This is a genomic window from Sphingobacterium sp. (genome assembly GCF_039596235.1).
GTDB lineage: Bacteria > Bacteroidota > Bacteroidia > Sphingobacteriales > Sphingobacteriaceae > Sphingobacterium.
This window is the reverse complement of sequence record NZ_JBCNKE010000004.1, coordinates 279,413-305,321: the sequence shown is the minus strand read 5'-3', so window position 1 is coordinate 305,321 and position 25,909 is coordinate 279,413. Positions and strand designations below refer to the sequence as shown.

Sequence of the window (25,909 nt, the reverse complement as noted above, 5' to 3'; positions counted from 1 at the left end):
ATTATTGAAATTTAGTATAAAGGATGTTTAATTTAATTCTTGGATCATTACCATCTTTTGCCAATATCAACCGATCCGCTGTTCTTGATAGCTGAGAAGGTGTCACTATTGTAGCCCCGCTTGCAGTTCTCGTTGTTACTGGCAACGGAGGTAAAGATAGATATAATGAAGTGTTTTTATATGCTGTTGTTTTAATTTTATTTAAATAATCAATCAGATTAAAGGTGTATTTGCCATTTGCATCCCCAATTTTAATCAATGGGGCAGATTGCACTGGATTTTGCGCATCTCCTGATAATGATGCTAAGGCACTCACCGGCGTCCCTTCGCTATTAGCGATCATAAGAACCAGATTTTCAGGTTGCGCATAGCCCTCTAGCGGGTTATTTTCTGCTTCAATGACAAGTTCCACCTTATTGATTGAAATTGTTGGATCGTTTACCAAGGTTAATAACGTAGGGAACTCAATTTTCGCTACAACACCGCTCGAACCTTCGAGGAATGTATTACCATCGGTTTTTTCAACATCAATCTGCGGGTTAGCAATTGTCATCGGCGCAAACTTGGTTGCCGAGCGATCTGCTTCAATTTGATTGTATTGGTATGCTTTGTTGTCGATAGTAAAAGATTGTTTGCTGCTTACCTTATTCCCCTCATTGTTCTCAAAAGAATAATGTACCTGAAGAAAAACGGTATCCTTAAAACCAATAAGCGTTGTATTGTTTTTATCCGGAACCAGCGCTAAGCCCTTAAAATATTCCTGAAAACTCGTGTTATTCTGAACCCTGTTATCCCCATTTTTTATCAACCTGAAAAGTTCATTACTGATCGAGCTATTGAATTTAAAGAACAAGGAATCCGTTGATTTGACGCGGGGGTTAAAGGAAAGTTCAGCTAAAGCTGTGCTCTCGTAAGCTAATTTTTTATTGCTGAATATACTTGGAGTAGTCACATAAAATGGTCTTTCAATCGCCGGTTGCGTCGGATCTATTGGCGTCAATGTAATATCTTCCGTAACACGATGAACTGCAATTTTCTGAACTTTGGTTGTATCGCCGTAATAGTATTTGTTCGGACTCAATACCAAAGACACCGAATCCAATACGGCATCCTCCGGAATAGCGGTGCCGTTTATTGTACCGATGCCTAAACGCATATAAGAAGTAGATTTGATACTACCAGTGACCGCATTGCTATTTTTTCCTACCAGAATTGTCCCTGTATTTGAAGTTGGAAGAGGATCCAATTGATAAGTGGAAACTTTGACGGAAACAGTATCAATTGGTACTACGCCAATCGTTTCATTTCTCGAATTATCCAAAGAAAGTGAAATGTCCTTATTACAAGCGACAAAAGCTGCCAATGTAAAAAGCGGAAGTAAAAATTGTATACTACGTCTCTTAAAGTTTTTGATCATATTAATTTTTGAATAGTGCAAAAGTAATCAATGCTTACTGTTAATCAGTGTTATATTTTGTTAAATATGGTTAATTACCACAGCGATTGCAAATCTAGTAATTTAAATTTGTTTTCGTTATGGGTAGAAGATTTAAATTGCTGATCAGCTTGATCGTTTTAATAGGCACAGGAATTACCATTGTGCTTGGCGTCTGGCTTTACGGAAGTTATACCAATCGGCGGGATCTTTTTCTTTCTACTGCCGAGCGGTCGCTTTTTAATGCTGTACAGGAAGTCTATCAGGCAGCAAATGGTGATCAACGATTGGATGATCCTGAGACAGAGAGAGACCGGCTTCTCAGGGATGTGAAAAAAGAATTGCTACCCTCATTATCCGAAGTTGAACTTGATCGGGCTTTGCAAAGGGTGCGCGCCCGTCAGCCCCATAAGGAACATACATTTCGTAGCGATCCAGATCGTAAAGGGAAAATATATTCTAAAGATCGTGATCATCAGAATGCCATTATTCCGCCTTTCTTGTTCCGTGACTTTGAAATGAGCAAAACGAATCTGGATCAGATCGACAGGAAATTCACAGAATCACTGAGCAATAAAGGTATCTCCGTGCCCTATGAGTTGAGCGTCGTCACGATTCCACGCGAGCAGGTAAAGGATGTGCGTCGCGAATATCGGGAGAAGAACCTGGCCTGGACCAGACCGATGATGGTCAACCCTATAAAGAATGAATTCTTGGTCGTAAAATTTCAGGAGGACTGGAAATACCTGCTTTACAGCTTAAGCTGGCAATTGCTGATTTCGCTGCTGTTGATCGGTCTTTTGTTAGGCACCTTCTTTTACCTGATGAAAACCATTTTTAACCAGAATAAAATGGCCGAGCTCCGAAAGAACTTTGTGGATAATATGACCCACGAACTGAAAACCCCGGTATCCACCGTAATGGCAGCAATTGAAGCCATACAATTGTACGGCGTGCGGGACGATAAGGAAAAGATGGATCGTTACCTTGATATTTCAAAAAAAGAACTTGAACACCTTTCCGGTATGATCGAGAAAGTACTGCAGATGGATATCGATGCTTCGCGGGGAATTGTTCTGCAACGCTCAGATTTTGATATTGTCGCCATGGTGGCAGGTGCTATTGAGGTGGCTCAACTTAATAAAACAAAAACAGTAGAAGTGGAGCTCCATGCCGACCCGGAGTCGATCCAGATCAAAGGCGATGAATCCCATCTGAAAAATGTCATCAATAATTTATTGGAGAATGCCATGAAATATTCGGGGCCACATGTCAGCATTAAAGTTGACATTAAAGCTGCCAAGGAACATGTTCAGGTCCGTATCCGGGATAATGGGAAGGGCATTGCGCCCGAATACCATCAGCGGGTTTTCGATATGTTTTTTAGAGTACCTTCGGGAAACTTGCATGATGTCAAAGGCTTTGGCCTGGGACTTGCGTATGTCAAGCAGGTTGTGAAGCGTCATGAGGGTAAGATCAGTGTCGAGAGTGAATTGGGAAAAGGAAGTACCTTTATCATCAAGTTACCATATTAGCCAATAGAAAGCTATTTTCACTGTAGCTTAGTATAAAAAAACGTTATTATTGAACGACGGGAATTATGATTAATATTTTATACGTAGAGGATGAGCCAAGTCTGGCGATGATTGTGGCAGATAGCCTGGAAGCTAATGGCTTTCACGTTGTACACTGCAACAATGGACAGGAAGCCCTGGAGTCTTTTAGCATAGCAAAACCGGACATCATGGTGGTAGATGTAATGATGCCTGTTATGGATGGCTTCACATTGGCTACCAAAATTCGGGAGATGGACACCTTGCTGCCCATCATCTTTTTAACAGCCAAAGTACAGACCGAAGATGTGGTTCGGGGATTTCGTCTTGGCGGAGACGACTATGTTAAAAAGCCGTTTAAAATCGAAGAATTGGTTGTACGCATAGAGTCTTTGTTGAAGAATAATCCCAAAATGTTATTTGGACAGAAACTGATGATCGGTGATTATACGCTGGACAGTTTGAAGCATCAACTTACCTATCAGGAAGAGGTTCTTAAATTATCCTTTCGGGAAAGCGAACTGCTACGTAAGCTGTACGAACAGAAAGATAAAGTGATCGCTAGAGAAGAGATTATGCGTGCTTATTGGAGCCACGATAAGTATTTTACAGGGCGAAGCCTAGACGTATTTATTAGCCGCATCCGTAAGTATCTGAGCCAGGATCCAAGAATCAAAATCACCAATATACGGGGGGTGGGATATATGCTTACGGTGGATTGATAAGCTTGTTCCACGTGGAGGATGTTTATTGTTTTCGCATTCGATTAGCCTTTCCGCCCATACCCCGGATATGGTAGGTAAAACTCAGGATAGCATATCGGGTAATTGCATTGGATTGGGATACACGTACCCAGAGGTCGTTGATCTGTTGATTAACATTTTTGTTGTCATTAAAAATATCAAAAACCGTTAGATTGATCTCTGCATTTCTCTTTTTGAACAACTTCTTACCGACAGAAACATTCCACAATAAACTCGTTGTGCTGGGCGCGTTGAGAATGCTTCCGTTATATAAGTAATTGAACGTCGAATTTAAGGTCCAGCTTTGCCATAATGTCAATGCGAGAGAATTGCTGATGCTGTGTTTATAAACAGCGTAATTCGATTTTTCTGTTGCCGAATTTTTTGAATAGGCTAGATTCCCGTTATAATCCAAGCCGACGATGATCTCCTTACTGAAAGCGGTGTTCACGCCGACACGTTGATTGATGCCATAGGTTTTTGCATCTACTTTTTCTAGATTCAACAAGGTGTAATTTTGGTTGAAATAGACATTATTATTGAGATTGATATTGAGTTTTAACGGTTCCACGCGATAACCAAGGCTATTGTGCCATCTTAAGTTGTATACACCGTCAAAATTTTCCGGTTTAATAAATTGGCCTCCAGGCCCTAGTATGACATTGTCCTCAATGGCAAATGCCGAATCGGTTGTAAAGATCGTGTTTGAAATCTTGTTCTGAATAAAATCTGCAGTAAAATCCGACGTAAAGCTTCTGCCCGAGGCCTTATTGACAGACCTAAACTGCATCACCAGGTTATGGTCGTATTCTTGTTTTAGGCTCGGGTTGCCCGAAGTAATGCGCAATGGGTTCTGATTATCTATAAAATCCTGTAACTGTTCAATAGCAGGTGTATTCGTTTTGGCATTATAGCGAAATTCAATACGTGTTTCTTTGTTGAAGTTATACTGGAAATTCAAGTTTGGCAGCAGACTGTTGAAATGACTCTTTGTTTTTAATGTGTTCGGAAATAGCTTGTCATTTGTCTGATTGGCGGTCTGATAATCCAATCCGACCTGAAAGCGTATACTGTCTTTTTTATTGAACAAATAAGATAGCCCCGCGCTGTGGTAAACAAAGTCATTGCGAAATTCATTCGAAAGACGGTTTTTCAACTCGCCCAACTGCTCGGTTTCTGCCAGGAATTCATAGGTCTTACGATCAGAATACCGGGCTGTATTCCGAAAAGTATAATTCCCCTGCAAACGAGCGTATTTACTTAACATTTCGGTATAGGCAATTTTGGTGCGAAAACCATTATTGTCGCCAGTAGAGTAATTTCGGTTGTTTACGGTGTCCATTCGGCTGAAGTCCCCATTTTTATAGTACGTGTTTAAAGCGTAGTTTGCCGCGTTCCCCTCGTTGGTGCTGAACGATCCATTCAGATTAAGGCTAATCGTCCGCCCGGGTTTGTTCAGCCTGCGCATATAGGTCAGATCCCCGCCCCAGTTGAAATTTTCGCCGAAACTGCTGTTGTTCCGCTCGGATTTATTGAGCATTTCACTTAGGTTTAATAGGGTATTTCCCAGCGAGCTACTATGCCTATTATTGCTCTGGTAAGAAAAAGTAGGTTGTATGTCCAGTTTTTGAATAGTATCTATTTTCCAGTTTGCCCGAAGGGAAAAAGCGTGATTGTTTGTATAGGTGCTGCCGGATTGTTGCTGATTATTGATCTGGTTGGCTCTATTGCCTGCGGTGTATTCCGTTTTATTTTGGCTGATCGTATTATTATCGGTATAGTTGTAGGTATAATTGGCATTGAAATCCATCCGGTCGGCAAAAAAACGGTCGAGATAATTGAATCCGGCATTGAAACGTGTTGTAACTCCCTGTCCGGTACGGCCGCGCGTATTGCCGCGTGGCGCAAAACCATTGGGCTGGTTGACGTTATTGCTGTTGATATCTATGGAGTACTGACGCTTTGGGTTCATTTTGGTGACTTGAGTATTTACAGCATACTTGTTGTCCAGACCGGCTCCGCCGCTGATCTTTCCAAAATAAGATTTCCTTTTATCTGGCTTGGTGACGATATTGATCACTTTCATCCGTTTGCCATCGTCAAATCCGCTGAATTTCGCTTGCTCGGTTTTGTCATCAATGAGCTGAACTTTGGCAATGACATCCGCTGGTAAGTTTTTAAGCGCAACTTTTGGATCGGTGCTGAAGAATTCACGGCCATCAATAATAATCTTGTTTACGGCTTCCCCCTGCGCCTTTACATTACCATCTTCATCAATTTCTACACCCGGGATCTGTTTGACCAGTTCGTCGGCATCCGCAAATTCAGGTGTGACATATTTTTTGGCATCGAACTCTAAGGTATCTCCCCGTACCTGTACACTCGTCGGAGAGATACTGATTTCGTCCAGCACGATCTCTGAGCTGTTGAGTTTAAAATTGACCTCGACGGTCTTACCAATTAATCTGATCTTCCGGATATCTGCCGTATAACCCATTGGCTGTACCGAAATCAGATAATCGCCATTCGGAAGTGCTACGCTTGTAAACCTGCCCAAGATATCCGTTGGTGTCTGCAGTTTACTGGAATCCTTTAAGGCAATGATTGTGACACTGGCGCCCGAAATAGGCTTAGAACCACTATTATCCAAGAGTTTCCCGGAGATATATTGTTGTGCAAAAGCATTCATCGTTAACAGTGTTAAACTAAGTGAGAAGATAACGATGGTCCAGGTCTTGGTTTTCATTGGTCAGGGATATCTGCGTGGTTTGATGCGCTGTTGCCGGTTATATTTTTTTATTTGTCAAATTTATGCGACTATTTGATACGAATTACTATCATTTTAGTTACAATAATCCTAACTGAATGGAAAGATTAGATATATTTGCAGTAGAATTAACAATCAACTGAACGGCATAGTATATGAAAGAAAGTGTTTTGAGTAGGAAGGAACGTATTATGAAGGAAGCATTGCTGCTTTTTTCAGATCAGGGTTATACCAATACGTCTACCAAAACAATAGCACAGAACGCTGGTGTTTCTGAGGCTTTGATATTCAAACATTTTGGTAACAAGGATGCGCTCTTGGTCTATCTGGTTAAATCCGGATACCGCAAGGTTCTTACCCACCACCGGGGGATGATGACCTATCGCGAACCCAAAGATTTTTTGCGTACTATGATCAACCTTCCAAATAAGTTGGTCAGTGCCGAACCCATATTCTGGAAATTGCAGGAAAGACTGTCCCATCATCCTTTTTCCAAGCAGCAACATGAACAGTTTATGAAACCGGTACAGCCGATTATCCATCGTGCTTTTGAGGAATTGGGGTATGAAAATCCTGAATTAGAAACACAATTCCTGCTATTGATCATTGATACGCTGTGGAAAAAAGAGGCTATCGGTGAATTGGATCATGTTATGGAATTGACGCTGTTCCTCGAGAAAAAGTATAATTTGATATAGTATCTAGTAATGAGTATTTAGATTCCGGTTGTTTACGCTTACAGCCGATATCTCGTGTTTTTACTCCTGGGTATTTTAAGCTTGCTTAAGCTTACAGCTGATACTTCGTCCTGTCTTTTAGTACCGAGTACTTAGTAACTAGTATTTAAATCCTGGCTGTTCGAGCTTATTGCGGCTACTTAGCTATAGCTGGCATTCATTACCTATCAAACCATTACCAGATTCATCCCGAACCCGGTTCTCGGCAAAATCAATGATAGACACTGCGTACATCCAGCATATTTCTCATATCCTGTATTATTAAATTTCTGTTTGAGTGCCCGGATTGCGTCTTTCTGCATGTTTACATGAAATTATTGCAAAAACAATTTCATATTATCCAAAATAATAGCGTTATTAGTATTCTTTAAGACATTATACAAACTAATTTATGTTCAAAAAATTCAGTCTGGGCCTATTGGCATTGGTCGGTGCGTTATCCATTGCGAAAGCACAGGACAAGAAAGATTTTGTAAAATACATCAATTCTCAGCATGATTGGGTAGATGCCGTATTTAATACCTTGACACCAAAGGAAAAGGTGGCTCAGTTGTTCCTTGTACGCGCCCATACCAATCTCGGTCAAAAATATATTGATTCCGTTGCACAGGTTGTTCAGGATGAGCAACTGGGCGGGCTTGTCGTTTTTCAGGGCGGTCCTGTACGCCACGTGGACATGTTCAATCGTTATCAGTCTGTATCCAAGGTGCCCTTATTGGTCACATTTGATGGCGAGTGGGGATTAGGTATGCGTATGCCGGATTCTACCTTATCCTTCCCTTACCAGATGACATTAGGCGCTGTTCAGGACAATCAATTGATCTACCGTATGGGACGGGAGGTTGCGCTGGATTTTCATCGCATTGGTATGCATTTCAATTTTGCACCTGATGTGGATATCAATAACAATCCGAAAAATCCGGTTATCGGAATTCGCTCTTTTGGCGACAATAAATATAATGTCACCAAAAAAGCAAAAGCGTATATGGACGGCATGGTGGATGGCGGTATCTTGGCTTCCATTAAACATTTTCCGGGACATGGTGATACAGATGTCGATTCACACTATGATCTGCCTCAACTTCCTTTTGATAAAACCAGATTGGATACGCTGGAAATGTATCCTTTCAAAGAACTTATTAAAGCTGGTGCACCAGCGGTTATGGTAGCACATATGAATATCCCTATTTTGGATGATACCCCCAATATGCCGTCTTCGATTTCGAAAAAGGTTGTTACAGATCTTTTGCGGAATGAACTTGGCTTTAAAGGCTTAACAGTGACTGACGCCATGGATATGAAAGGCGTCAAAAAGTTCTTCCCGAATGGTGAAGCCGATGTTCAGGCCATTGTTGCAGGGCATGATCTGCTTGAAGTATCGGAAAACAGCAAACGCGCCATTGACCTTATTCTGAAAGCTATTGAATCTGGCCGGATCTCGCAGGCAGATATCGATGCACGTGTGAAAAGAGTACTGGCAGCTAAACTATGGTTAGGATTAGATAAATACCAGGCGACCCCACAACAGAATCTGTATGCGGACTTGCATCGCGCATCTGCGGTTCAGTTGATTGATGAATTATCCAATGCCGCTATTACAGCCCTTAATTCGACGGAGAAATTGAAATCTTTTAATAAGGATCTGCCTACAGCAATTGTTAATGTCGGTATTTCTGCCAATCAAACCTTCCAGAATGATCTCGCTGCTGCATTGACCAATGAAACACAGTATTTTGTGCCGGACAGTTTGAGTAAGGACGATATGAAGTATCTAGTGAAGGAAATCAAGAAAAACAAACAATTCATCATCGCGGTCCACGATACGCGGTTACGTCCGCGTCCGACCATGCAGCTGAATGAAAATGTGCAGAAATTGATTAAAAAATTTGCAAAGAAATCCATTTTGACGCTTTTCACAAATGTATATGTAGTAGATGGCGTGGAAGCAACCAAGAAAGCAAAGACAATTTTGCTGGCTTATCAAAATGATGCTTTTATGCAGAAGGCTGCTGCCAAAACAATATTGGGACAAAATGTTCCCAAAGGAAAATTGCCTGTTACCATCAATAAAAAATTCAAATACGGACAGGGCAAATAAGATCGCCTTAAAATCACACCAATAAAAGGGCCCTCAAGGATCGCTGTACTTATGACAGTAACGCGATCCAGGAGGGCTCTTCTTATTTTTGTCAATGCTAACCGTTCAGACGAAGATTAGCTCTCCTCATCTTTCTCCCGGCTGTCCGAGGGGCGGCTTTCATTTTTCATGCGGTCTATTGCGGTGACGACATATTTGTAACGTTGGTTTTGTTTGATGTCATCATCCGTATATTGGAGTTTATCGGCATCGTATGTGATAAAGATAATTTTGCTGGGATCTTTGATATTGACCCGCTCCCCTACGACAAAGCGATAGACGACATAGCCATAGGCCGATTGACCATCACTAGCCACATCAGGTTTCTGCCAAAAGAGCGTATTCATTTTCCCATTGGCGGATGATTTGACCAACAAACCAAAAGGAGCGTTAGGCGGAATACTGTCCAGCCAAGGCATTGCTGGGGGCAGAGCCGGTGTGCGGTACAGGTCATTTCGCATGGAGTCCTGTAGTCCGGCTAAATTATCTGTGAGCGATCGGGAACTGAAATATATACTCCCTTCAACATTATGTTCTTCGCGTAGGTGGCGAACCTGTCTGGGGATCTGGCTTTTGTCAGTCCATCCAGTCTTATTTTCTGTTACGCGGTAGGCGCCATGTCCCACATAAAAATGCCGCCCATAGGTATGTCGTTGCCACCAGGATACGAGAACCTCATACGCCGCAGCACGGTTTTTAAAGGGGAAGTAAATCTGTGGATTGATATAGTCGATCCAACCCTCCTGCATCCATTTTACGCCATCCGCATAGAGTTCACGATAAGCACTTAGCCCGCGTGTTTCCGAACCGATGCTATTGTTTTCCTTGTTATCCCATACGCCACATGGGCTGATCCCGTATTTGACATAAGGTTTTATTTTTTTGATGGCGATTCCGAGATCACGCACCAGCATGTTCACATTATTGCGTCGCCAGTCCTCAATATTTTCAATGCCATTATTATACTGGGCAAAAGTCAGCTGATCCGGTACGGTTGTATTCCGGCTATCGGGATAAGGGTAAAAATAATCGTCAAAATGGATACCATCTACATCATAGTTCTTGACGACATCCATAATGACATCGATGATATATTTACGGACATCCGGTAGCCCCGGGTTGAAAAGCTTTTTTCCGGCGTAAGTAAAGAACCATTCGGGATGACGTTTGGTAATATGATCATCGGAGAAATGTGCGGGATTCAAGGTGGTCGACGCCCGATAGGGGTTGAACCAAGCATGCAGCTCCATGCCTCTTTTGTGTGCCTCTGCAATAGCAAACTCTAAAGGATCATAAAATGGGGCCGGAGCCAGTCCCTGCTTCCCGGTCAGGTACCTGCTCCAGGGTTCACGACCTTTGCCATAAAATGCATCTGCTGCAGGCCGTACCTGTAGAATAATGGCATTTAGTCCAGCACTACGGTGCTGATCCAGGAGATCGATAAATTCCTGCTTCTGCTGGGCAACATTATTGCCTGCTTTAACAGAAGGCCAATCTATATTACCTATGGTAGCAACCCATACACCACGAAACTCTCGCTTGGGTATTTGTTGGGCATATGTTCTAGTCGAAAATAAACAGACAAAAAAGGCAAAAAAAGAATATAAATATGTTTTTCCCGTCATTCTATAAATAGTAGCCAACAAAGATAGGGAAGCATTTCTTACTTTTTCCCTAAAAAATGTAAGATGTTTGTTGGATACTTGTTAAAAGAATGTCAGCTTGGTTTTCAAATTGATAATAATACAAATACAGGTAACATTGTATATTAATTTGTGCTAATTTAGATGCGGTTTTCACAAGAGCTATGGTAAGCGAGCTAACCGCAACAATAAAGATTATGAGCAAAGAACAAATATCCGTTTTTGATATGTTTAAGATTGGTATCGGACCATCCAGTTCGCATACCTTAGGCCCTTGGCGTGCCGCCCAGCAATTTACTCATGTCCTCAAGGCAAAGGGTTTATTGAATGAGGTGGAGCAGGTCAAGATTTTGCTTTATGGATCTTTAGCCAAGACCGGTTCCGGACACGGTACAGATATCGCTGTTCTGCTCGGATTGAGTGGTGATGACCCAGTGACTTTCGATGTGGACCAGGTGACACCAAAGGTGGCACATATCAAAGCGGTGGGCGAACTGGAGGTTGCGGGTGAGCGCACAGTTCCATTTTCCTACCAGGAAGACCTGCTGTTTTTGTACACAGAGAGTTTGCCTTTCCATCCAAATGCAGTTACTTTTCAGGCTTTTCTATCGAGTGGTAAGGCCATTACGGAGACCTATTATTCAATTGGTGGCGGGTTTGTCGTTCAGGAAAATGATACCGAGAGTGTATTATCCGAAGTAGATCTTCCCTTTCCGGTGGATACCGCGCAGGAACTGTTGCATTGGACGATGAAAACAGGCTTGAAAATATCGGAGCTTGTTCTTGAAAATGAATGTGCATGGCGGGAGGAAAGTGAAACCGTTGCTGGTGTCCTGAATATCTATAAAACCATTTACGAGTGTATTTACCGTGGCTGTCACACTGGCGGTACTTTACCCGGCGGCTTAAATGTAGAACGCAGGGCTGCGAAATTAAACAAGAAATTGATGCAGGGGCGTAGTTATCGGGATTACGAATCATGGGTGATGGCCATTCGTGAAGGTGGACAGAATTTTCAATATATCCTGGACTGGGTAAGCTGCTTTGCACTTGCCGTTAACGAAGAAAATGCGTCTTTCGGGCGTGTAGTTACGGCTCCCACCAATGGTGCATCAGGAGTTATACCCGCAGTTTTACAGTATTATATTACCTTCCATGATGGAATGCGGGAAAATAAAATCGTACAGTTTATCCTGACCGCTTCGGAAATAGGTTCCATCTTTAAAAAGAATGCAACCATTTCAGCTGCCATGGGTGGTTGTCAGGCCGAAATTGGCGTCTCCTCGGCAATGGCCGCGGGTGCACTGACAGAGGTATTGGGCGGATCACAGCGTCAGGTACTGATGGCGGCAGAGATCGCCATGGAACACCACCTCGGATTGACCTGCGATCCGATCGGAGGACTGGTGCAGATTCCTTGTATAGAACGCAACACCATGGGAGCAATAAAGGCCATTACCGCAGCCCAACTGGCTTTACAGTCAAATCCTGACAAAGCTAAAGTCAGCTTGGATACAGTGGTCAAAACCATGTGGGAAACCGCTTTGGATATGAACGCCAAGTATAAAGAAACAGCAGATGGCGGTTTGGCAGTCAATATCCCATTGAGTTTGCCGGAATGTTAAGGTTCAACTGAGTGTTCTTGTTTTTTGTATCTTTGCTGCAGTAGAATATATACTCATAAATAGTATACGCGAATGAAATATTGTGCAATCGCCTCCGGGAGTAATGGAAACTGTTATTATATCGCCAAAGACGATTCGGCTATCTTAATTGATGCTGGTATCAACAGTAAACATATCCATCTCCGGATGTACAATCTGGGGATCATTCCCACACAGATTAAAGCAATTTTTATTACGCATGAGCACTCCGATCATATCCGTGGATTGTCCGTTTTTGCAAAAAAATACAATCTGCCCGTGTATATCACGAAAGGAAGTTATGAAGGCTCCAGATTACATTTGCCACCCCACCTGGTCAATATCATTGCATCCAATGAGGAAGTTGAAATAGGAGGACTAAAAATTTATGGGATCCCCAAGTATCACGACGCAAAAGAACCCTGTAGTTTCCTTGTCTCGGATGGCATTCATAATATAGGTGTGCTGACCGATATCGGACGGCCCTGTGAAAATGTGCAGCATGTGATCCAACATTCCGATATCCTCTTGCTGGAATCCAATTACGATGAGGATATGCTGCATACGGGCAGATATTCCTATTTTTTGAAAAATAGGATCAGCAGCGGATGGGGACATCTTTCCAACCGTATTGCCGTTGAACTATTCAATCAATATAAAACCGATCGACTCAAACATCTGATCTTAACACATCTCTCCGGTGAAAATAATACGGTCGATCTTGTTCAGGCGACATTTGAGCCCCATTGTGAGCAAATTACACTTCATGTGGCTACACGTTATCAGGAGACTGAATTGTTTGACATTGCCCAGATTTTAAACAAGAAGACTGTTCCTGTACCAACAGCCTGCCTCGAATAATTCACCAAAAAACCGGCCAACTGATTTTATGAATCACATATGCTGTACTTTTAATTTAAAGTAGATGTTTCTCTTCACAAGCCTTGGTAAACTTCAAAAAACGAAAAAGTTAAAATAAAGTTGATATCCCAATAATTCCTTTTATATTTGCTTTGTTTTTAATCAGTCTAAATTAGGTGACAGAAGTCTAAGGAGGAAATTCAAAACAAAAACACCATGCAATAGACGGCAATCTATTACATGGCGAAAAACTACAGTCAGCGGCAACTGGCTATAGTTGACTGAAGCAGCAAGCTGCTACAGTGGCTTCCGATATAGGATATGGAAGGACTTGCAAGATAACGAATTTTGCGGTTTTATTTGTTAACCGGTTTGTTTTTTACCTGTGAGATCCTCCATAATAAGTTGAAACACTATAAGTATCAATCAACATATTATGAAAATTTTAACTTCGCTTTTTACATTCCTTACAGTATTGTTTTACTGTAATAGCAGTTACGCTCACGCACTTTGGATAGAATCCGCTCCTCGTGGAACAGTGAATCAGTCGCATGAGGTAAAAGTCTATTATGGTGAATATGTGACCAATGAGAGAGATCAGATTGAAAAATGGTATTCTGACGTAAAGGATTTCACCTTGTTATTATATGTTCCGGGAAAAGCGCCTGTCCAAGTGCAATTGACCAATAAAGGTGACCATTTCAGTGGGTCGTTCCAACCGACCGAACAAGGGACCTACTTTTTATCGATCGTAAAGACGCCTAAAGACTTAGGTGGGCAGACCAAATATGAGTTTTCTTCAGTAATGCCTGTTGTCATTGGCAAATCGAGCAAATTCGATTATAGTGCATTAAAAAATCCATTGCAGGTTGAGTTGCTCAATTCAGCCAATGCAAAAAAAGGAGCTAGCTTACAGGCAAAGATCACCAGCGAAGGGAAAGTGGTTCCCAATGCCAAGGTATCTGTTTTCTCGTCCACAGGTTGGGGAAAAGAATTTGTAGCCGATGCCAATGGTATTATTACATTTGATGCCCTCTGGTCAGGTGCTTACGTACTCGAAGCAAGTACATTTGTCGAAAAAGCAGGTGAACATGGGGGAAAACCCTACGCATCATCCTGGCAGGGAAGTACAACCTTTTTTGAAGTAAAATAAAAATCGATACCTACAAATCAGATGGATTCATTTTAAATCTCACATTCAAAATGAATCCATTTATCACATATCTACCAGTGAAATACACATGAATAAAACGTTATCCTTTCTAGCTATTCCGATGATCAGCTCAATTTTTTCTGTGGCACAGGCGCAGAGCAAATTGAAGATTGACGGTATCCTTGTCAATGAAAAATCCGAACCTATTTCGGGTGCAACAATTAAACTATCGCCTACAGGCTTGACCACCAGTACAGATGCTGAAGGGCGCTTTATTTTCTATAAACTCGCGCCGAATACATATACCATCGAGATCAAAGCTTTTGGTTACAGCAAACAGACGATGACAGCGGTCCTCAGCGGTGAAGACAGTCATTTGGGTGAAATTAAACTCAGTGACCAGTCTGAGGCTATTGATGAAGTAGCCGTTTATGGAAAATATTATCAAAATTATAAATTTGACAGTATATCCGGATCACTGCGTTTAAAGACGCCTATCTTGGAACTGCCACAAAATATCCAGGTAGTCTCATCGGATTTGATGGCTGACCAGCAGGTTTTTGATATTGTCGACGGGATCACCCGTAATATCAGTGGCGCGACACGTCAGGGGCACTGGGACAATCAATATGCCAATATCCGTATGCGCGGATCCAAGATCCCTGCCTTTCGTAACGGAATGAACATCGAGGCTTCTTGGGGGCCTACTGCTGAAGATGTCAGCATGATCGAACGTATTGAGTTTGTCAAAGGTCCGGCCGGTTTTATGCTGGCCAGCGGAGAGCCAGGAGGTTTCTACAATGTCGTAACCAAAAAGCCAACAGGTCATACCAAAGGATCTGTTACTCTTAATACCGGTAGTTTTGATCTCTACCGTGGGGCTGTGGATCTGGATGGAAAAATTACCAAAAACAATAAATTGCTTTATCGTCTGAACGTAGCAGGGCAGAAGAAAAAGTTCTTTACAAAATACAATAATAGCAACCGTCTTGTCATCGCTCCGGTATTGACCTATAATATTGATTCGCTGACTGCTATTACAGCAGAATATACGTTTCAGGGATCTTCTTACTTGAGCAATGGAAATTATACCTTTTCGCCAAAGGGCTTTGCCGATCCGGGGATTGCCAACGACTTTTTCTACGGTGATCCCGGGATGGAGCCTGGGAAGCTTAGAGACCATAGCGCCTATCTCTATTTTGATCGAAAACTTAGCCAAAAGTGGAAATTCCACGCCCAGGCAGCTTATTTTAATTTCGATATGAAAGCAACCAGTACCTGGTTGAACTATATGACAGCAGCAGGGGATATGCCGCGCTATTATAGTACAGCTGATGAGCATGGTGAAAATAAATTTGGACAGCTCTCCCTTAATGGTGAGGAGCGAACAGGTAATATTAGACATCGTATTTTAGCTGGTGTTGACTATGGGAACAAGAAGTTTTGGGGAGATTTTAGTTCCTTATCGGATTCGATTCCTTCAGTCCCACTCAATGTTTATAATCCTATGTACGGTATTCCTGAGTCCGTCTTTCCAAAGGTTGACCGTACCTTGGACATTAAGGAACGGGCAAAGAGCCAAACGTATATTACAAGCTCATCATATACTTCCTTCTATGTTCATGACGAGATGGCATTCCTCAAGGATCGTCTTAAATTATCTTTGGGACTGCGTTTCACCTCATCCAGTGTGGTCTCAAAAACAGGAGCAGATCCGGTAAAGGACAAGGTGTGGAGCCCGCGGGTGGGATTAAACTATTTGGTGACTCCTTCAACAAGTGTTTATGCCCTGTTTGACCAGTCCTTTGTACCTGTACCGGGAGCTGATTGGGAAGGCAATGCTTTCAAGCCAATACGTGGCAATAGCATGGAAGCCGGTGTGAAGAAGGAATGGGCTGGCGGAAAATGGATCTCTACATTAAGTGCTTATCAGATCAAACGCAAGAACGCAACGGCTACAGACTTTGACCATCCACTTCCCAATGGCAATGGTTATTTCATGATGCAGTTGGGTGAGACAACAAGCAAAGGAATTGAGTTTGATATCACGGGTGAAATTGTCAAGGGATTAAATGTCAATGCGAATTATGCATTGACGGACTCTAAAATTTCAAAAGATACTAAAGCGGAAAACATAGGAAATATAACGCCTAATACGGCAAAACATACCGCGAATGCCTGGGTAACCTATCGTTTGCAACAAGGTCCATTAAAGGGTGTTGGTTTTATTGGAAGCGTTCAGGGGATGTTTGATCGTGCTATTGGTATAACAAAGGAATCGAATTTTAAGAATTACATACGTACGGATGGGGGGATTAGCTATCAACGAAACCGATATAATATTTCTTTGATGGTCAACAACCTGCTGGACAACCGTAAGCTTATGACTGCGGGGTCAACAACTGCGAAAAATGCTAAAATTGAGAACAGTGTTATGTACTATACTTATATCGTCGAGGCAAGACGCAACTTCCGTCTAGGTTTAACCTACAAGTTTTAATTTGAGCGACTTTATTAAATCATTTATACGATGTATAGCACACTTTTAATAATCATACTTATAGGCGCTTACCTTTTTTACAACAGCAGTAAAAAAGTGAAGTTCCAGCATAGGCCTGAATGGTTAAAAAAACTTTGCGCGCAGACACAGTCTGTGCGCATCTTGAGTATTGTGTTGCTGCTGCTGCCCTTTGGGATTATCCTTTATCTACAGGGGCTTGGCGCTGGATTCTTTGCTTTTTTTGCCTACGTCATGTGCATGATGAGCCTTGTCGTTTTATTGAATCCTTATCGGTATTTAACCGCGTACCGAGTTTTCGGATTATACGCCGTCAGTCTCTGTGTCGAATTTTTGATATGCTAAAGATTTCTTATGCCAGCAAATAAAAAATACCTGAGTTCGCCCTTTCAACGATTCCTGAAGATTACCGCCGGATTTATTGGTGGCTACGTGGTTATGCTTTCTTTTCATGTGTTGCTGACCAGCTTTTTTGAAAAAAAAGATGTTGTTATGACTGCCGGGATCAGCGGCTATCTACTTTGGGCCGTGCTGATGCTTCTGGCCTTTCTTTCTAAAAACGGATGGAAAATATGGGGGATTTATTTACTCCTTGCAGCAGTGTTTTCGTTGCCTTATTTGTTAAAGATGTAACCGATCATGAACAACAGAAATTACAATATCTATTTTAACACCCATACCATAAGCGGCATTATCATCTGTGCGCTGCTGTATGTGATATTTTTCGCAGGCTCTTTTGCATTCTTTAGAAATGAAATTGCAGCCTGGCAAAATAATGCTTCGTACACAACTTACAAGGAAAACCATCAGCATTTTGACAAGCTTTTGGACTCCCTAAAGGGAGGAACTAACCTACATGGACGTGATATTAACTTTTATATGCACCGGGAGGCGACTTCTGCTTATGTGGGATATTCGGCTTCAAACGACACGATACTTAATAAAGAAAATTTATCAAAGCTAACGCCTGAACAGAAAGCGGAGAAAAAGAAAGGCCGGAGACGGCGAGGTGGCGATGATGACTCGAAAAATTTTACCTATAATTTTGTCAATCAAAAAGTGGGCGACTATGCGCAGAACTATGATATGGGCGAGTTTTTATTCCGCTTACATTTTCTGGCCCAGCTCAATCAAGTACCCATTAGCGTAGGAATAGCCCCATTCGGGTATCTTGTCGCAGGAATTACCGCCTTTATCTTTTTATTTGCATTGATAACAGGTCTATTATTACACTGGGACAAAATTGTATCCAACTTTTTTGTTTTTAGACCATTCAGTAAATGGAAAACTGTCTGGACGGATATGCATACTGCCCTGGGGGTGATCGGCTTTCCCTTTCAGTTTATTTTCGCTGTTACGGGAACATTTCTGATCGTCAATTCGGTTCTGGCGCTCCCCTTCAGCAAATTGCTGTACGCGGGGGATCAGCAAAAAATGTATCAGGATATTGGTGTATCCGCCAATGAGGATTATGCGTATAGCTATAAACCCCTGAATGGCGATGTGAAAATCGCTCCCTTTCTGGATATGGCAAAGACCAAATGGCCGGAAAGCGAGTTTCAACGTGTTATTGTAAAAAACTATGCGGATTCGAATATGCATGTTATCATATTACTCGAACCGCATTATAACAGCAGCTTTGCAGGGTCTGGAGTACTGACGGTGAAGGTGGCCGATAATAAAATTATTGAGGAGAAATCACCATTGACCGGAGCGACCTACGGAGACTATGTACGAAGCATTATATATCGTCTGCATTATGGTGACTTTGGTGGATATCCACTCAAAATGGTCTATTTTATCTTAGGCGTCATGGGTTGTTTGGTTATAATTTCGGGAATTTTGATCTGGTTGGTAGCACGGGATAAAAACAATGTCATTCCAAGGAAACGCAAATTCAATTTTTGGGCTGCGAATGTCTTTACTGCGATCTGTTTGACAATGCTGCCGGTGACAGCGATTACATTTATTGCCATTAAGATCAGTCCCAAGGTTGATCAGGACTTTATTTACCGGGTCTATTTTTATGCTTGGTTGGTTCTTTCGCTTTACTATATCATTCGACGGAGTATCAGAAGGACAAACCGCGAAACCTTATTGGTCGGCAGTATTCTTGCATTTATTATTCCTATAGCCAATGGTCTGGTTACCCATAATTGGTTTTGGAAAACATTTGTGGATGGACAACGCGATCTATTTGTTGTCGATTTCTTGTGGTTAATGATCGGTATCATCGGGCTATTGGCCTTTTATAAGACAAAAAAGTTTTTTCAGAACATTCAGTAATTAGAAGGCGTCCTAAAAGGACGCCTTCATTATTTTGGCGATTTTGTTACCCCTTCGCTATTTTGTACCCTAAGATTTCGCCGCTAAAGGCCAAAAGCTCCCAGAACTAATTCGATTACAAATCATATCCTGCTTGTCGTTGGACAGGTATCCATTCCGTCGTGTAAAATATATGCTTAAGGCTGCTTTATTCAAGCAGCCTTAAGCATATATGAGCTACCGTTAAAGCATTTGTAAAGTACTTTTCGCCTTGTACGATTTTCGGGAGGATGCGGTACTGGAGGGGTAAAGGGTTTCCGTTGATCTGTTGCCCCTTGTTCGAGCGCTATGGGTACCTTTTTCGGGGATCCTTCGGGTGTCCATTGCTGCTGATTCGGGAATGCGTTGGGTCAACTTCGGGGCTTGTCTGCCTGTTCTTCGGCGCTTGTTTGCCTTGTTGCTGATGGATAGCCGAAAAAGAACCGATCGCCAGTCGAACGAATCCCGAGTCAATCCCCAAGTTGGCTCGAAGCATATGCGGAGCGTCCTCGAATGTTGTTGGCACTTGAACGGACTTGAGGGGACTTTAAGGGAGTTGAAGGGACTTTATGCTCCCTAGTTATTTCGATATGCTGTGTTGTTAAACGATGTATTGTTTAATTCATCCGATTGTTGTATTTTTAAAGTATACCAATTTAACTTAACAGGATGAGAAAATCTTCCGGGAAGAGTAAAAAAGAGCGCAAGCATGGGGAGGCTTATGATCTGAGTGAAAATAGCAAGTTAACAGGGCTTGATTTTACGTACAACTGTAAGTTAGCGGGCCGTTTGTATAAGATTCTAAAACCTATTCAGCCTCAGGCATGCGAACGCAGTACCTACATCAGGTTACAGGACGCACTTTATGCAGCGGTACGTAAGGACCGTGAGCATGATCTGGGTAGTTTGAGGCTTGGATATGGATCAGTGCTACCATTGAAAGGTTTCCGCTATTCCAAACGTGGCAGCTGGAATAATTTTTTTATGAATTATCCAAGCGTACATTTTGATGAAGCGAGACAGCAAGTTAAGATCAGGCTACAATGGATAGGTGTCCGTAAATTTAATTCAATTCATGAAAGATTAGAGAAATTAGACTTAAAAATACACTGTATTGTGATTCAACTGGATGATCGGAATACCTTATTCCATCAGGCAAGTAAGACATTGGAGCTAAAAAAAGAAGATCACAATGTGGACCGTGGGGTTACTTTCACATTGGAGGACTGCAGAGATGCTGTCATTCTATGTATGGCCTCCGTTAGGTGCTGGTTGACGACCCTGGATGGGCGCGAAGAATTCATGTCCAATAGCAGTACCTTGATGACCGGTGAAATTTTCGATGCGCTCCTGATCCGTGGGGGTAAGCTTACTATATTCCCGGAAGAGAAATCCGATAAACTGCCGCCGCCTATTTTACCGGGGCAGGATGACGAGGTCGACTGGGATTAACCGATTAGGTGACGGCTTTAAAAAAGCGGCCCAATCGCATTAGATCGTTTGCTGTCTTTTCGTTCCAATCGACGGCATAATTCAGCCGGATACAGTTTTTAAACTGATCATGTTGTGTAAACATTCGGCCGGGCGCAAAGCTCAATTTCTGTTTCAGTGCGTAATCATATAGTACAGTAGAATCAATTTTTGGATCCATTTCCAGCCAGAGCATAAATCCTCCTTCGGGCTGTGACATTTTTGTGTTCTCCGGGAAATGAGTCTCGATACTTTTTCTAAAATTGATATAATTGCTATACAACTTCTTTCTAAAGGTATTCAGGTGATGGTCATAACGACCGATTTTTAGAAATTTGGCCACGGCCTCCTGATAGATTGCCGGTTGCGAAATGGTCTGGATCAATCGTTGTTTGAGGATCTTGTCTTTGTATCGCCCGGGTTCGACCCATCCGATCCGGAAACTGGGTGCCAATACCTTGGTGACAGATCCGCACCACATGACCAGGCCTTCCTCGTCATAATATTTACAGGGTTTTGGACGCGAAGACCCGAAATAAATATTTCCATAGAGGTCATCTTCAATCAAGGGGATATGATGGAAGGCGAGCAGTTTGACAAGTTCTTTTTTATGTTCATCCGGCATCAGTGCACCCAAGGGGTTGCTGAAATTGGAAACAAAACAGCACACATCGATTTGATGGATCACTTTTTTCAGCGCGTCCAGTTCAATGCCCGTAATGGGATGGGTCGGTATCTCAATGGTTTTTAATCCCAATAACTTGAATGCCTGGATGAAGCCAAAATATAGGGGACTTTCCACGGCAATGGTGTCTCCGGGTTTGGTCACCGCGCGCAGGCAGCTATAAATGGCATTCATGGCTCCGGAGGTGATAATCAGATCTTCATCACTGATCTTTCCTTCCAATACTAGCGACCATTTGGCGATCTCTTTACGCAAATTCGGACTCCCTTGTACCTGACCATATTGATCGCCGTAATCGTGCAGCTCGTGCACCGTCTCCAGAATACATTTATTGAGTTTCTGAATCGGAAGCAACGAAGAACTGGGCAATCCGAGGGAGAACCGCGTGATCTCCTTATCCTCCAAGGAGTGGAAAACTTTATCGATCAATGTTGCGGGATCCTGTTTCTTTTCGTCAGTCTTAAAAGTGGAAATAGAGGGGATAGACATTCGGCGCTGCCCTGCCAGACTGACGAAAAAGCCCGATTTAGGTCGGGACTCGATCAGGGATCTACTTTCAAGTTCCATGTAGGCATTTTTTGCCGTATTTAAGCTTACATTATACAACTTCTGTGCGCTTCGGACAGATGGTAAGCGATCTCCGTAGGTCAAAGAGCCATTTTTGATCTGGTTCTCTACGATGTTCGCAATTTTCTTATATAATTGTTGCTGTTCCATGTTTATACTAATTTACTGTTTCCGCTTGGATTTACCCAATCGTGAAAATAACGGATCCCCCTTTTTAGCGATTCTTCGTCGCCAAACATATTTAAAAGCTGCTGTTCGAAATAAGCCTGCGCTTTGCGCTTAAATACCGTTGATAAGTCTTCGGAAACTTCGGCTCGATAAGAAACTTCGACAGTAAGGTTGTTGTTTTCGGAGACCGTGGCAGAAGAGACGGCTGCTATTTCTTTGTTTTGTGCTAACACCAAAAAAGGCATGTGCAACAGACTTTTGTTTTTCACTGTATGCTGTACCTTTTTTAGTAAGGATAGATCAGAGAGATCGACCTGTCTGATGGTATACGGTTGATGTGTTGTAGTCGACATGGCAATAAATCTTTTTGCTAATTTAAGAAGGGTACAGGCCAGATTTGAGGTACAGAATCATATAGAAATGAGGGTACAGATGAAAAAGTAAAAAAATATGACGGGGAGTGGATGGTTTTTAAGTTCCATTTAAGATATTTATAATATGGTCTGGGTAAATAATAATAGTTGTAGCCCTTTGGGCTTGTTACTTAAGCTGAATCACGATGAAAGTTATAATAACAGGGGCCACAGGGATGGTCGGAGAAGGTGTTTTATTGGAATGCCTTCAAAATGATAAGGTCGAGGCGGTATTGAGCATATCACGTCGTACTGCTGACGTACAGCATCCAAAGTTAAAAGAGCTTTTGGTTAAGGATTTCACCGATCTTTCCGAAGTTGAGGCGGAGATCAGCGGCTATGATGCCTGCTTTTATTGCGCAGGTGTCAGTTCGGTTGGCATGAAAGAAGATAAATACCGATATATCACCTATGATACGACCTTGGCGTTTGCAAAATCGCTGTTGAAGATCAATCCTGAAATCAGCTTTATCTACGTGTCGGGCGGGAGTACAGACAGTACGGAGCAAGGGCGGGTGATGTGGGCGAGAGTAAAGGGTAAGACAGAGAATGATCTGGCAAAATTGCCGTTTAAGAAGGAATACAATTTCCGGCCGGGCGCAATGACCACCGTTGCGGGGCAGAAGCATGCCAATCCATTTTCATTTGTTGCCAAGATTATAAAATTTTTCGCCCCTTCGGCAGTGTTGTCGCTACATGAAGTGGGGCGGGCAATGATTCATGCCGTGGAGCGGGATAATGTGAAAAACATATTGGAAATCAAAGATATCAGAGCTTTGGCTCAATAGCGAGGTCGCTGCAGCATCTTCGAACCTATTTCCATTTCCAGTCCAGCTCCTCCTGATAGGCAATATGAAGGCGTTGGCTGAGCGTTGTCAGGAAAGCTTTAAATTCGGCGGTATCTTCGATCTGCTGTTTTGGGAAAAACAGTTGATACGCCATTTTCAGTTTGATAAAAAAAGCGAAAGCCGTTTCGGTCAAATATTCAAACTGATCGTATTGATATTTGGACTCCATTTGTTTGCTTTTGATCTGGAGATAATTATCTTCAAAGCTGATTGTGTGTAGAATACCGATTCGATTCTGGAATTCGGGGCTTTTGACATATTTGGTGAAATAGCGCTTGTAGTATATCCCGAGATATTTCGGAAAGAAAAGAAAGGCGATTACGCTGACTATGATAATCAAAATTGCCAGTGGACGCTCATAGTAGAAAAATGGAATGGATAGTATCAGCATGAGCAGCATAAACATGAATCTTGATTTTTTGCGTGCTTTGACGATTTGGGGTGATTTGGACATGCTGAACAATAATGCATCCAGTTGATCTTGCTCGGAAAGGGTTAGTAGAAGTTCTTTCATAATTTAAATGTATTAAATTGGTGAGATAACTGGAAACGGTTTTATTTCTTACTCTATTTTCTCGACCTGAATAGCGCTTGAGATTTTTCCAAAGTAATCTTCCATTTCTTCGTTACATCTTTCGACAAACAGCTTTGTAAGTTGTTGTAATCTAATAATAGCGAATGGATCTCCTTTATAATTGGCATTATACCTAAATTCCTGTTGGGCTTTGATAATTTCTTTAAACAGTTTAACATGGTCGCTGTTGTTCAGGCAAAAGGTTGCATGTGCTTCGGGAACAATTAATCGGCAGAGGTTCATTAAAAAGGGCAGCCCAACATTTTGAGGTTTGTATTGTAGAACAGTACTGATAACACCGAGACAGATTTGTTCTAAAACTTGTGATAGCGAATGATATACGGCTTCAACTCCAAAAGACCAATCCTCTTCAAAAGCATAGTAAAGGCAGCGGGCGTTATTGTAGCGGTTTCGCCATTGTTTACGTGCATAATCCAGGTCAAGTTGAGGGGCGACGATAGAGTCAGGGTTGATATTTTCGATTATTGTATTTTGGAACCAGATATCACCGACTTTCATAAGGGATAGAAAGAAGGGATGGCCTTTGGAAAGTTTTTTGATAAAGTGCGCTGTTTCTTCGGTGATTAAGGTCAGTGACACATTTTTCGGTAGCAGATCCATGGTCTTTTGTTGTAGGTTGACGAGATCAGTATTTAGGCTATCATACGCGATAAAGAGGTAGTAAGCATGCGTTATCTGGTCTTCTTTATTGTTTTGTAGCGGACTATTGTACTTATGTTGATCAGAATGATAACCGAAGCAGGCAACTAAAGAGGGGGAACAATATAACTCCAGGGTATTTAATATTAGATCGCGGTAGGTACTGTTACATTTATTTGAGTTGTAAATAACAATGTTATTTTTGAATTTTTCAGTCTCCTTGTGCTGAATTTCTTTCTTGCTAAGTTTTTCTCTGATTTCTTCGAATAAAAGGTTGGAATAATCGTAGATCCAGTTTAAAGCGTTTATGGCAATTTGGTAAGCTGTTTCTAATAGACTTTTGTCGATCGTATAATCTTGATTGTAACGATAACCAACATAGGCCTCATCAATCTTTTCAAGTGCTTTTTTTTCCTCTTCGCTGTCTATCCATTTGGCCAATTTAGCGTCAAAAGTTTTGAGATGGGCTATGGTACCTCTAAGTGAATGTGATTTCCTTTCATCGTTTAAGAGAAGTTTTTCTGCGGTTCTTAGAGAGAGTTCGATGGCCTGATGGAGCATAAAGGCTGCGTGTGCATGGTTGTTACTATCCAGATAGAAAAAGTGTCCATCTATAAACGATCTGATTTTACTTTTCTCTTGATCGATGTATGATCTGGTTCTTTCGATAACCTCAGCTGGAGCATATTTGGGTAATACAAGAGGTATTTCTTGAGCAGGATTTTGATAAATGCGATTTTCTGATTGATAAATAAGATAGGTACGGCCCAATCCTTGGTCGAGTTTCTTTTGAATCTCATGGGTGAAGTGTATTTTGACGTATAGGTCTGGGTGATTCTTGATGATCTTGTTAATCGCGCCGAGAGGATCTATACATCGAATTGCTGTATTTGACAAGCGATTAATCTGAAGTATTTGATATTTCTTGCCATCGTTGGTATAAGTCCATTGGTAGATTTCATCAACGGCAATAGCGCGAAGGATAGCTTCAATGATTGGAGTAAGTTCGGTGTCCATAATCGATTGGTTT

20 protein-coding genes are annotated in these 25,909 nt (G+C 42.0%); 12 read left to right on the top strand and 8 right to left on the bottom strand.

Going from position 1 to position 25,909, the window contains the following annotated elements; genetic code table 11:
* Position 1: 1 nt before the first annotated feature.
* The gene (locus ABDW32_RS11085; protein ID WP_343562350.1) at positions 2-1,417 is read right to left on the bottom strand and encodes a DUF4270 family protein; all 1,416 of its coding nucleotides are present in this window, start codon (positions 1,415-1,417) and stop codon (positions 2-4) included.
* Between the two features lie 119 nt (positions 1,418-1,536).
* Here ABDW32_RS11085 and ABDW32_RS11080 point away from each other — a divergent pair, with 119 nt between their 5' ends.
* Both ABDW32_RS11080 and ABDW32_RS11075 read left to right on the top strand, forming a co-directional pair.
* A complete protein-coding gene (locus tag ABDW32_RS11080; protein ID WP_343562348.1) occupies positions 1,537-2,970 on the top strand; it encodes a HAMP domain-containing sensor histidine kinase in 1,434 nt (477 codons plus the stop codon).
* 65 nt (positions 2,971-3,035) lie between these two features.
* Complete coding sequence (locus ABDW32_RS11075) at positions 3,036-3,710, top strand: response regulator transcription factor (RefSeq protein WP_343562346.1); 675 nt, start codon at positions 3,036-3,038, stop codon at positions 3,708-3,710.
* Between the two features lie 25 nt (positions 3,711-3,735).
* Here ABDW32_RS11075 and ABDW32_RS11070 read toward each other — a convergent pair whose 3' ends face one another.
* Complete coding sequence (locus tag ABDW32_RS11070; protein ID WP_343562344.1) at positions 3,736-6,477, bottom strand: TonB-dependent receptor; 2,742 nt, start codon at positions 6,475-6,477, stop codon at positions 3,736-3,738.
* A 176-nt stretch (positions 6,478-6,653) separates the two neighbouring features.
* On the opposite strand from ABDW32_RS11070, the gene ABDW32_RS11065 reads away from it, so the two are divergent.
* Together ABDW32_RS11065 and ABDW32_RS11060 are read left to right on the top strand one after the other, a co-directional pair.
* Positions 6,654-7,196 carry a TetR/AcrR family transcriptional regulator gene (locus tag ABDW32_RS11065; protein WP_077437208.1) on the top strand — a complete coding sequence of 181 codons (543 nt, stop codon included), beginning with the start codon at positions 6,654-6,656 and terminating at the stop codon, positions 7,194-7,196.
* Positions 7,197-7,626: 430 nt separating this feature from the next.
* Positions 7,627-9,333, top strand: a complete 1,707-nt coding sequence (locus tag ABDW32_RS11060) for a glycoside hydrolase family 3 N-terminal domain-containing protein (protein WP_343562342.1) — start codon at positions 7,627-7,629, stop codon at positions 9,331-9,333.
* A 116-nt stretch (positions 9,334-9,449) separates the two neighbouring features.
* Here ABDW32_RS11060 and ABDW32_RS11055 read toward each other — a convergent pair whose 3' ends face one another.
* Positions 9,450-10,997 (bottom strand): family 10 glycosylhydrolase, encoded by a 1,548-nt coding sequence (locus tag ABDW32_RS11055; RefSeq protein ID WP_343562341.1) that lies wholly within the window; start codon positions 10,995-10,997, stop codon positions 9,450-9,452.
* A gap of 215 nt (positions 10,998-11,212) precedes the next feature.
* On the opposite strand from ABDW32_RS11055, the gene ABDW32_RS11050 reads away from it, so the two are divergent.
* The 6 genes from ABDW32_RS11050 (at position 11,213) to ABDW32_RS11025 (ending at position 19,476) form a co-directional block, all read left to right on the top strand.
* Positions 11,213-12,640, top strand: a complete 1,428-nt coding sequence (locus tag ABDW32_RS11050; RefSeq protein WP_343562339.1) for an L-serine ammonia-lyase — start codon at positions 11,213-11,215, stop codon at positions 12,638-12,640.
* A 72-nt stretch (positions 12,641-12,712) separates the two neighbouring features.
* The gene (locus ABDW32_RS11045; protein WP_343562337.1) at positions 12,713-13,519 is read left to right on the top strand and encodes an MBL fold metallo-hydrolase; all 807 of its coding nucleotides are present in this window, start codon (positions 12,713-12,715) and stop codon (positions 13,517-13,519) included.
* Between the two features lie 436 nt (positions 13,520-13,955).
* Complete coding sequence (locus ABDW32_RS11040) at positions 13,956-14,672, top strand: DUF4198 domain-containing protein (protein ID WP_343562335.1); 717 nt, start codon at positions 13,956-13,958, stop codon at positions 14,670-14,672.
* A gap of 88 nt (positions 14,673-14,760) precedes the next feature.
* The gene (locus ABDW32_RS11035) at positions 14,761-17,172 is read left to right on the top strand and encodes a TonB-dependent siderophore receptor (protein WP_343562333.1); all 2,412 of its coding nucleotides are present in this window, start codon (positions 14,761-14,763) and stop codon (positions 17,170-17,172) included.
* A gap of 372 nt (positions 17,173-17,544) precedes the next feature.
* The gene (locus ABDW32_RS11030) at positions 17,545-17,823 is read left to right on the top strand and encodes a hypothetical protein (RefSeq protein WP_343562331.1); all 279 of its coding nucleotides are present in this window, start codon (positions 17,545-17,547) and stop codon (positions 17,821-17,823) included.
* 6 nt (positions 17,824-17,829) lie between these two features.
* A complete protein-coding gene (locus ABDW32_RS11025) occupies positions 17,830-19,476 on the top strand; it encodes a PepSY-associated TM helix domain-containing protein (protein ID WP_343562329.1) in 1,647 nt (548 codons plus the stop codon).
* Positions 19,477-19,801: 325 nt separating this feature from the next.
* On the opposite strand, the gene ABDW32_RS11020 is transcribed toward ABDW32_RS11025, so the two are convergent.
* Entirely contained in the window at positions 19,802-20,020 is a 219-nt protein-coding gene (locus ABDW32_RS11020) for a hypothetical protein (protein ID WP_343562327.1), read from the bottom strand.
* Between the two features lie 143 nt (positions 20,021-20,163).
* On the opposite strand from ABDW32_RS11020, the gene ABDW32_RS11015 reads away from it, so the two are divergent.
* Positions 20,164-20,946: a hypothetical protein gene (locus ABDW32_RS11015; RefSeq protein ID WP_343562325.1), complete on the top strand. Its 783-nt coding sequence runs from the start codon at positions 20,164-20,166 to the stop codon at positions 20,944-20,946.
* A gap of 4 nt (positions 20,947-20,950) precedes the next feature.
* On the opposite strand, the gene ABDW32_RS11010 is transcribed toward ABDW32_RS11015, so the two are convergent.
* Together ABDW32_RS11010 and ABDW32_RS11005 are read right to left on the bottom strand one after the other, a co-directional pair.
* Positions 20,951-22,366, bottom strand: coding sequence for a PLP-dependent aminotransferase family protein (locus ABDW32_RS11010; RefSeq protein ID WP_343562323.1), 1,416 nt, complete (start codon positions 22,364-22,366; stop codon positions 20,951-20,953).
* Between the two features lie 2 nt (positions 22,367-22,368).
* Positions 22,369-22,737, bottom strand: coding sequence for a hypothetical protein (locus ABDW32_RS11005; protein ID WP_343562321.1), 369 nt, complete (start codon positions 22,735-22,737; stop codon positions 22,369-22,371).
* 206 nt (positions 22,738-22,943) lie between these two features.
* Between ABDW32_RS11005 and ABDW32_RS11000 the strand changes: the two genes are divergently transcribed.
* Positions 22,944-23,585 carry an NAD-dependent epimerase/dehydratase family protein gene (locus tag ABDW32_RS11000; RefSeq protein ID WP_343562319.1) on the top strand — a complete coding sequence of 214 codons (642 nt, stop codon included), beginning with the start codon at positions 22,944-22,946 and terminating at the stop codon, positions 23,583-23,585.
* Between the two features lie 25 nt (positions 23,586-23,610).
* Here the strand turns inward: ABDW32_RS11000 and ABDW32_RS10995 are convergent, their stop codons facing one another.
* Together ABDW32_RS10995 and ABDW32_RS10990 are read right to left on the bottom strand one after the other, a co-directional pair.
* Positions 23,611-24,159 (bottom strand): YcxB family protein, encoded by a 549-nt coding sequence (locus ABDW32_RS10995; RefSeq protein WP_343562317.1) that lies wholly within the window; start codon positions 24,157-24,159, stop codon positions 23,611-23,613.
* 48 nt (positions 24,160-24,207) lie between these two features.
* Positions 24,208-25,896 carry a HEPN domain-containing protein gene (locus ABDW32_RS10990; RefSeq protein ID WP_343562315.1) on the bottom strand — a complete coding sequence of 563 codons (1,689 nt, stop codon included), beginning with the start codon at positions 25,894-25,896 and terminating at the stop codon, positions 24,208-24,210.
* Positions 25,897-25,909 lie beyond the last annotated feature (13 nt).

Coding starts and splice junctions, on each gene's coding strand:
- ABDW32_RS11085 (WP_343562350.1), bottom strand. CDS start 1,417: ATGATCAAAAACTTTAAGAGACGTAGTATACAATTTTTACTTCCGCTT.
- ABDW32_RS11080 (WP_343562348.1), top strand. CDS start 1,537: ATGGGTAGAAGATTTAAATTGCTGATCAGCTTGATCGTTTTAATAGGC.
- ABDW32_RS11075 (WP_343562346.1), top strand. CDS start 3,036: ATGATTAATATTTTATACGTAGAGGATGAGCCAAGTCTGGCGATGATT.
- ABDW32_RS11070 (WP_343562344.1), bottom strand. CDS start 6,477: ATGAAAACCAAGACCTGGACCATCGTTATCTTCTCACTTAGTTTAACA.
- ABDW32_RS11065 (WP_077437208.1), top strand. CDS start 6,654: ATGAAAGAAAGTGTTTTGAGTAGGAAGGAACGTATTATGAAGGAAGCA.
- ABDW32_RS11060 (WP_343562342.1), top strand. CDS start 7,627: ATGTTCAAAAAATTCAGTCTGGGCCTATTGGCATTGGTCGGTGCGTTA.
- ABDW32_RS11055 (WP_343562341.1), bottom strand. CDS start 10,997: ATGACGGGAAAAACATATTTATATTCTTTTTTTGCCTTTTTTGTCTGT.
- ABDW32_RS11050 (WP_343562339.1), top strand. CDS start 11,213: ATGAGCAAAGAACAAATATCCGTTTTTGATATGTTTAAGATTGGTATC.
- ABDW32_RS11045 (WP_343562337.1), top strand. CDS start 12,713: ATGAAATATTGTGCAATCGCCTCCGGGAGTAATGGAAACTGTTATTAT.
- ABDW32_RS11040 (WP_343562335.1), top strand. CDS start 13,956: ATGAAAATTTTAACTTCGCTTTTTACATTCCTTACAGTATTGTTTTAC.
- ABDW32_RS11035 (WP_343562333.1), top strand. CDS start 14,761: ATGAATAAAACGTTATCCTTTCTAGCTATTCCGATGATCAGCTCAATT.
- ABDW32_RS11030 (WP_343562331.1), top strand. CDS start 17,545: ATGCCAGCAAATAAAAAATACCTGAGTTCGCCCTTTCAACGATTCCTG.
- ABDW32_RS11025 (WP_343562329.1), top strand. CDS start 17,830: ATGAACAACAGAAATTACAATATCTATTTTAACACCCATACCATAAGC.
- ABDW32_RS11015 (WP_343562325.1), top strand. CDS start 20,164: ATGAGAAAATCTTCCGGGAAGAGTAAAAAAGAGCGCAAGCATGGGGAG.
- ABDW32_RS11010 (WP_343562323.1), bottom strand. CDS start 22,366: ATGGAACAGCAACAATTATATAAGAAAATTGCGAACATCGTAGAGAAC.
- ABDW32_RS11005 (WP_343562321.1), bottom strand. CDS start 22,737: ATGTCGACTACAACACATCAACCGTATACCATCAGACAGGTCGATCTC.
- ABDW32_RS11000 (WP_343562319.1), top strand. CDS start 22,944: ATGAAAGTTATAATAACAGGGGCCACAGGGATGGTCGGAGAAGGTGTT.
- ABDW32_RS10995 (WP_343562317.1), bottom strand. CDS start 24,159: ATGAAAGAACTTCTACTAACCCTTTCCGAGCAAGATCAACTGGATGCA.
- ABDW32_RS10990 (WP_343562315.1), bottom strand. CDS start 25,896: ATGGACACCGAACTTACTCCAATCATTGAAGCTATCCTTCGCGCTATT.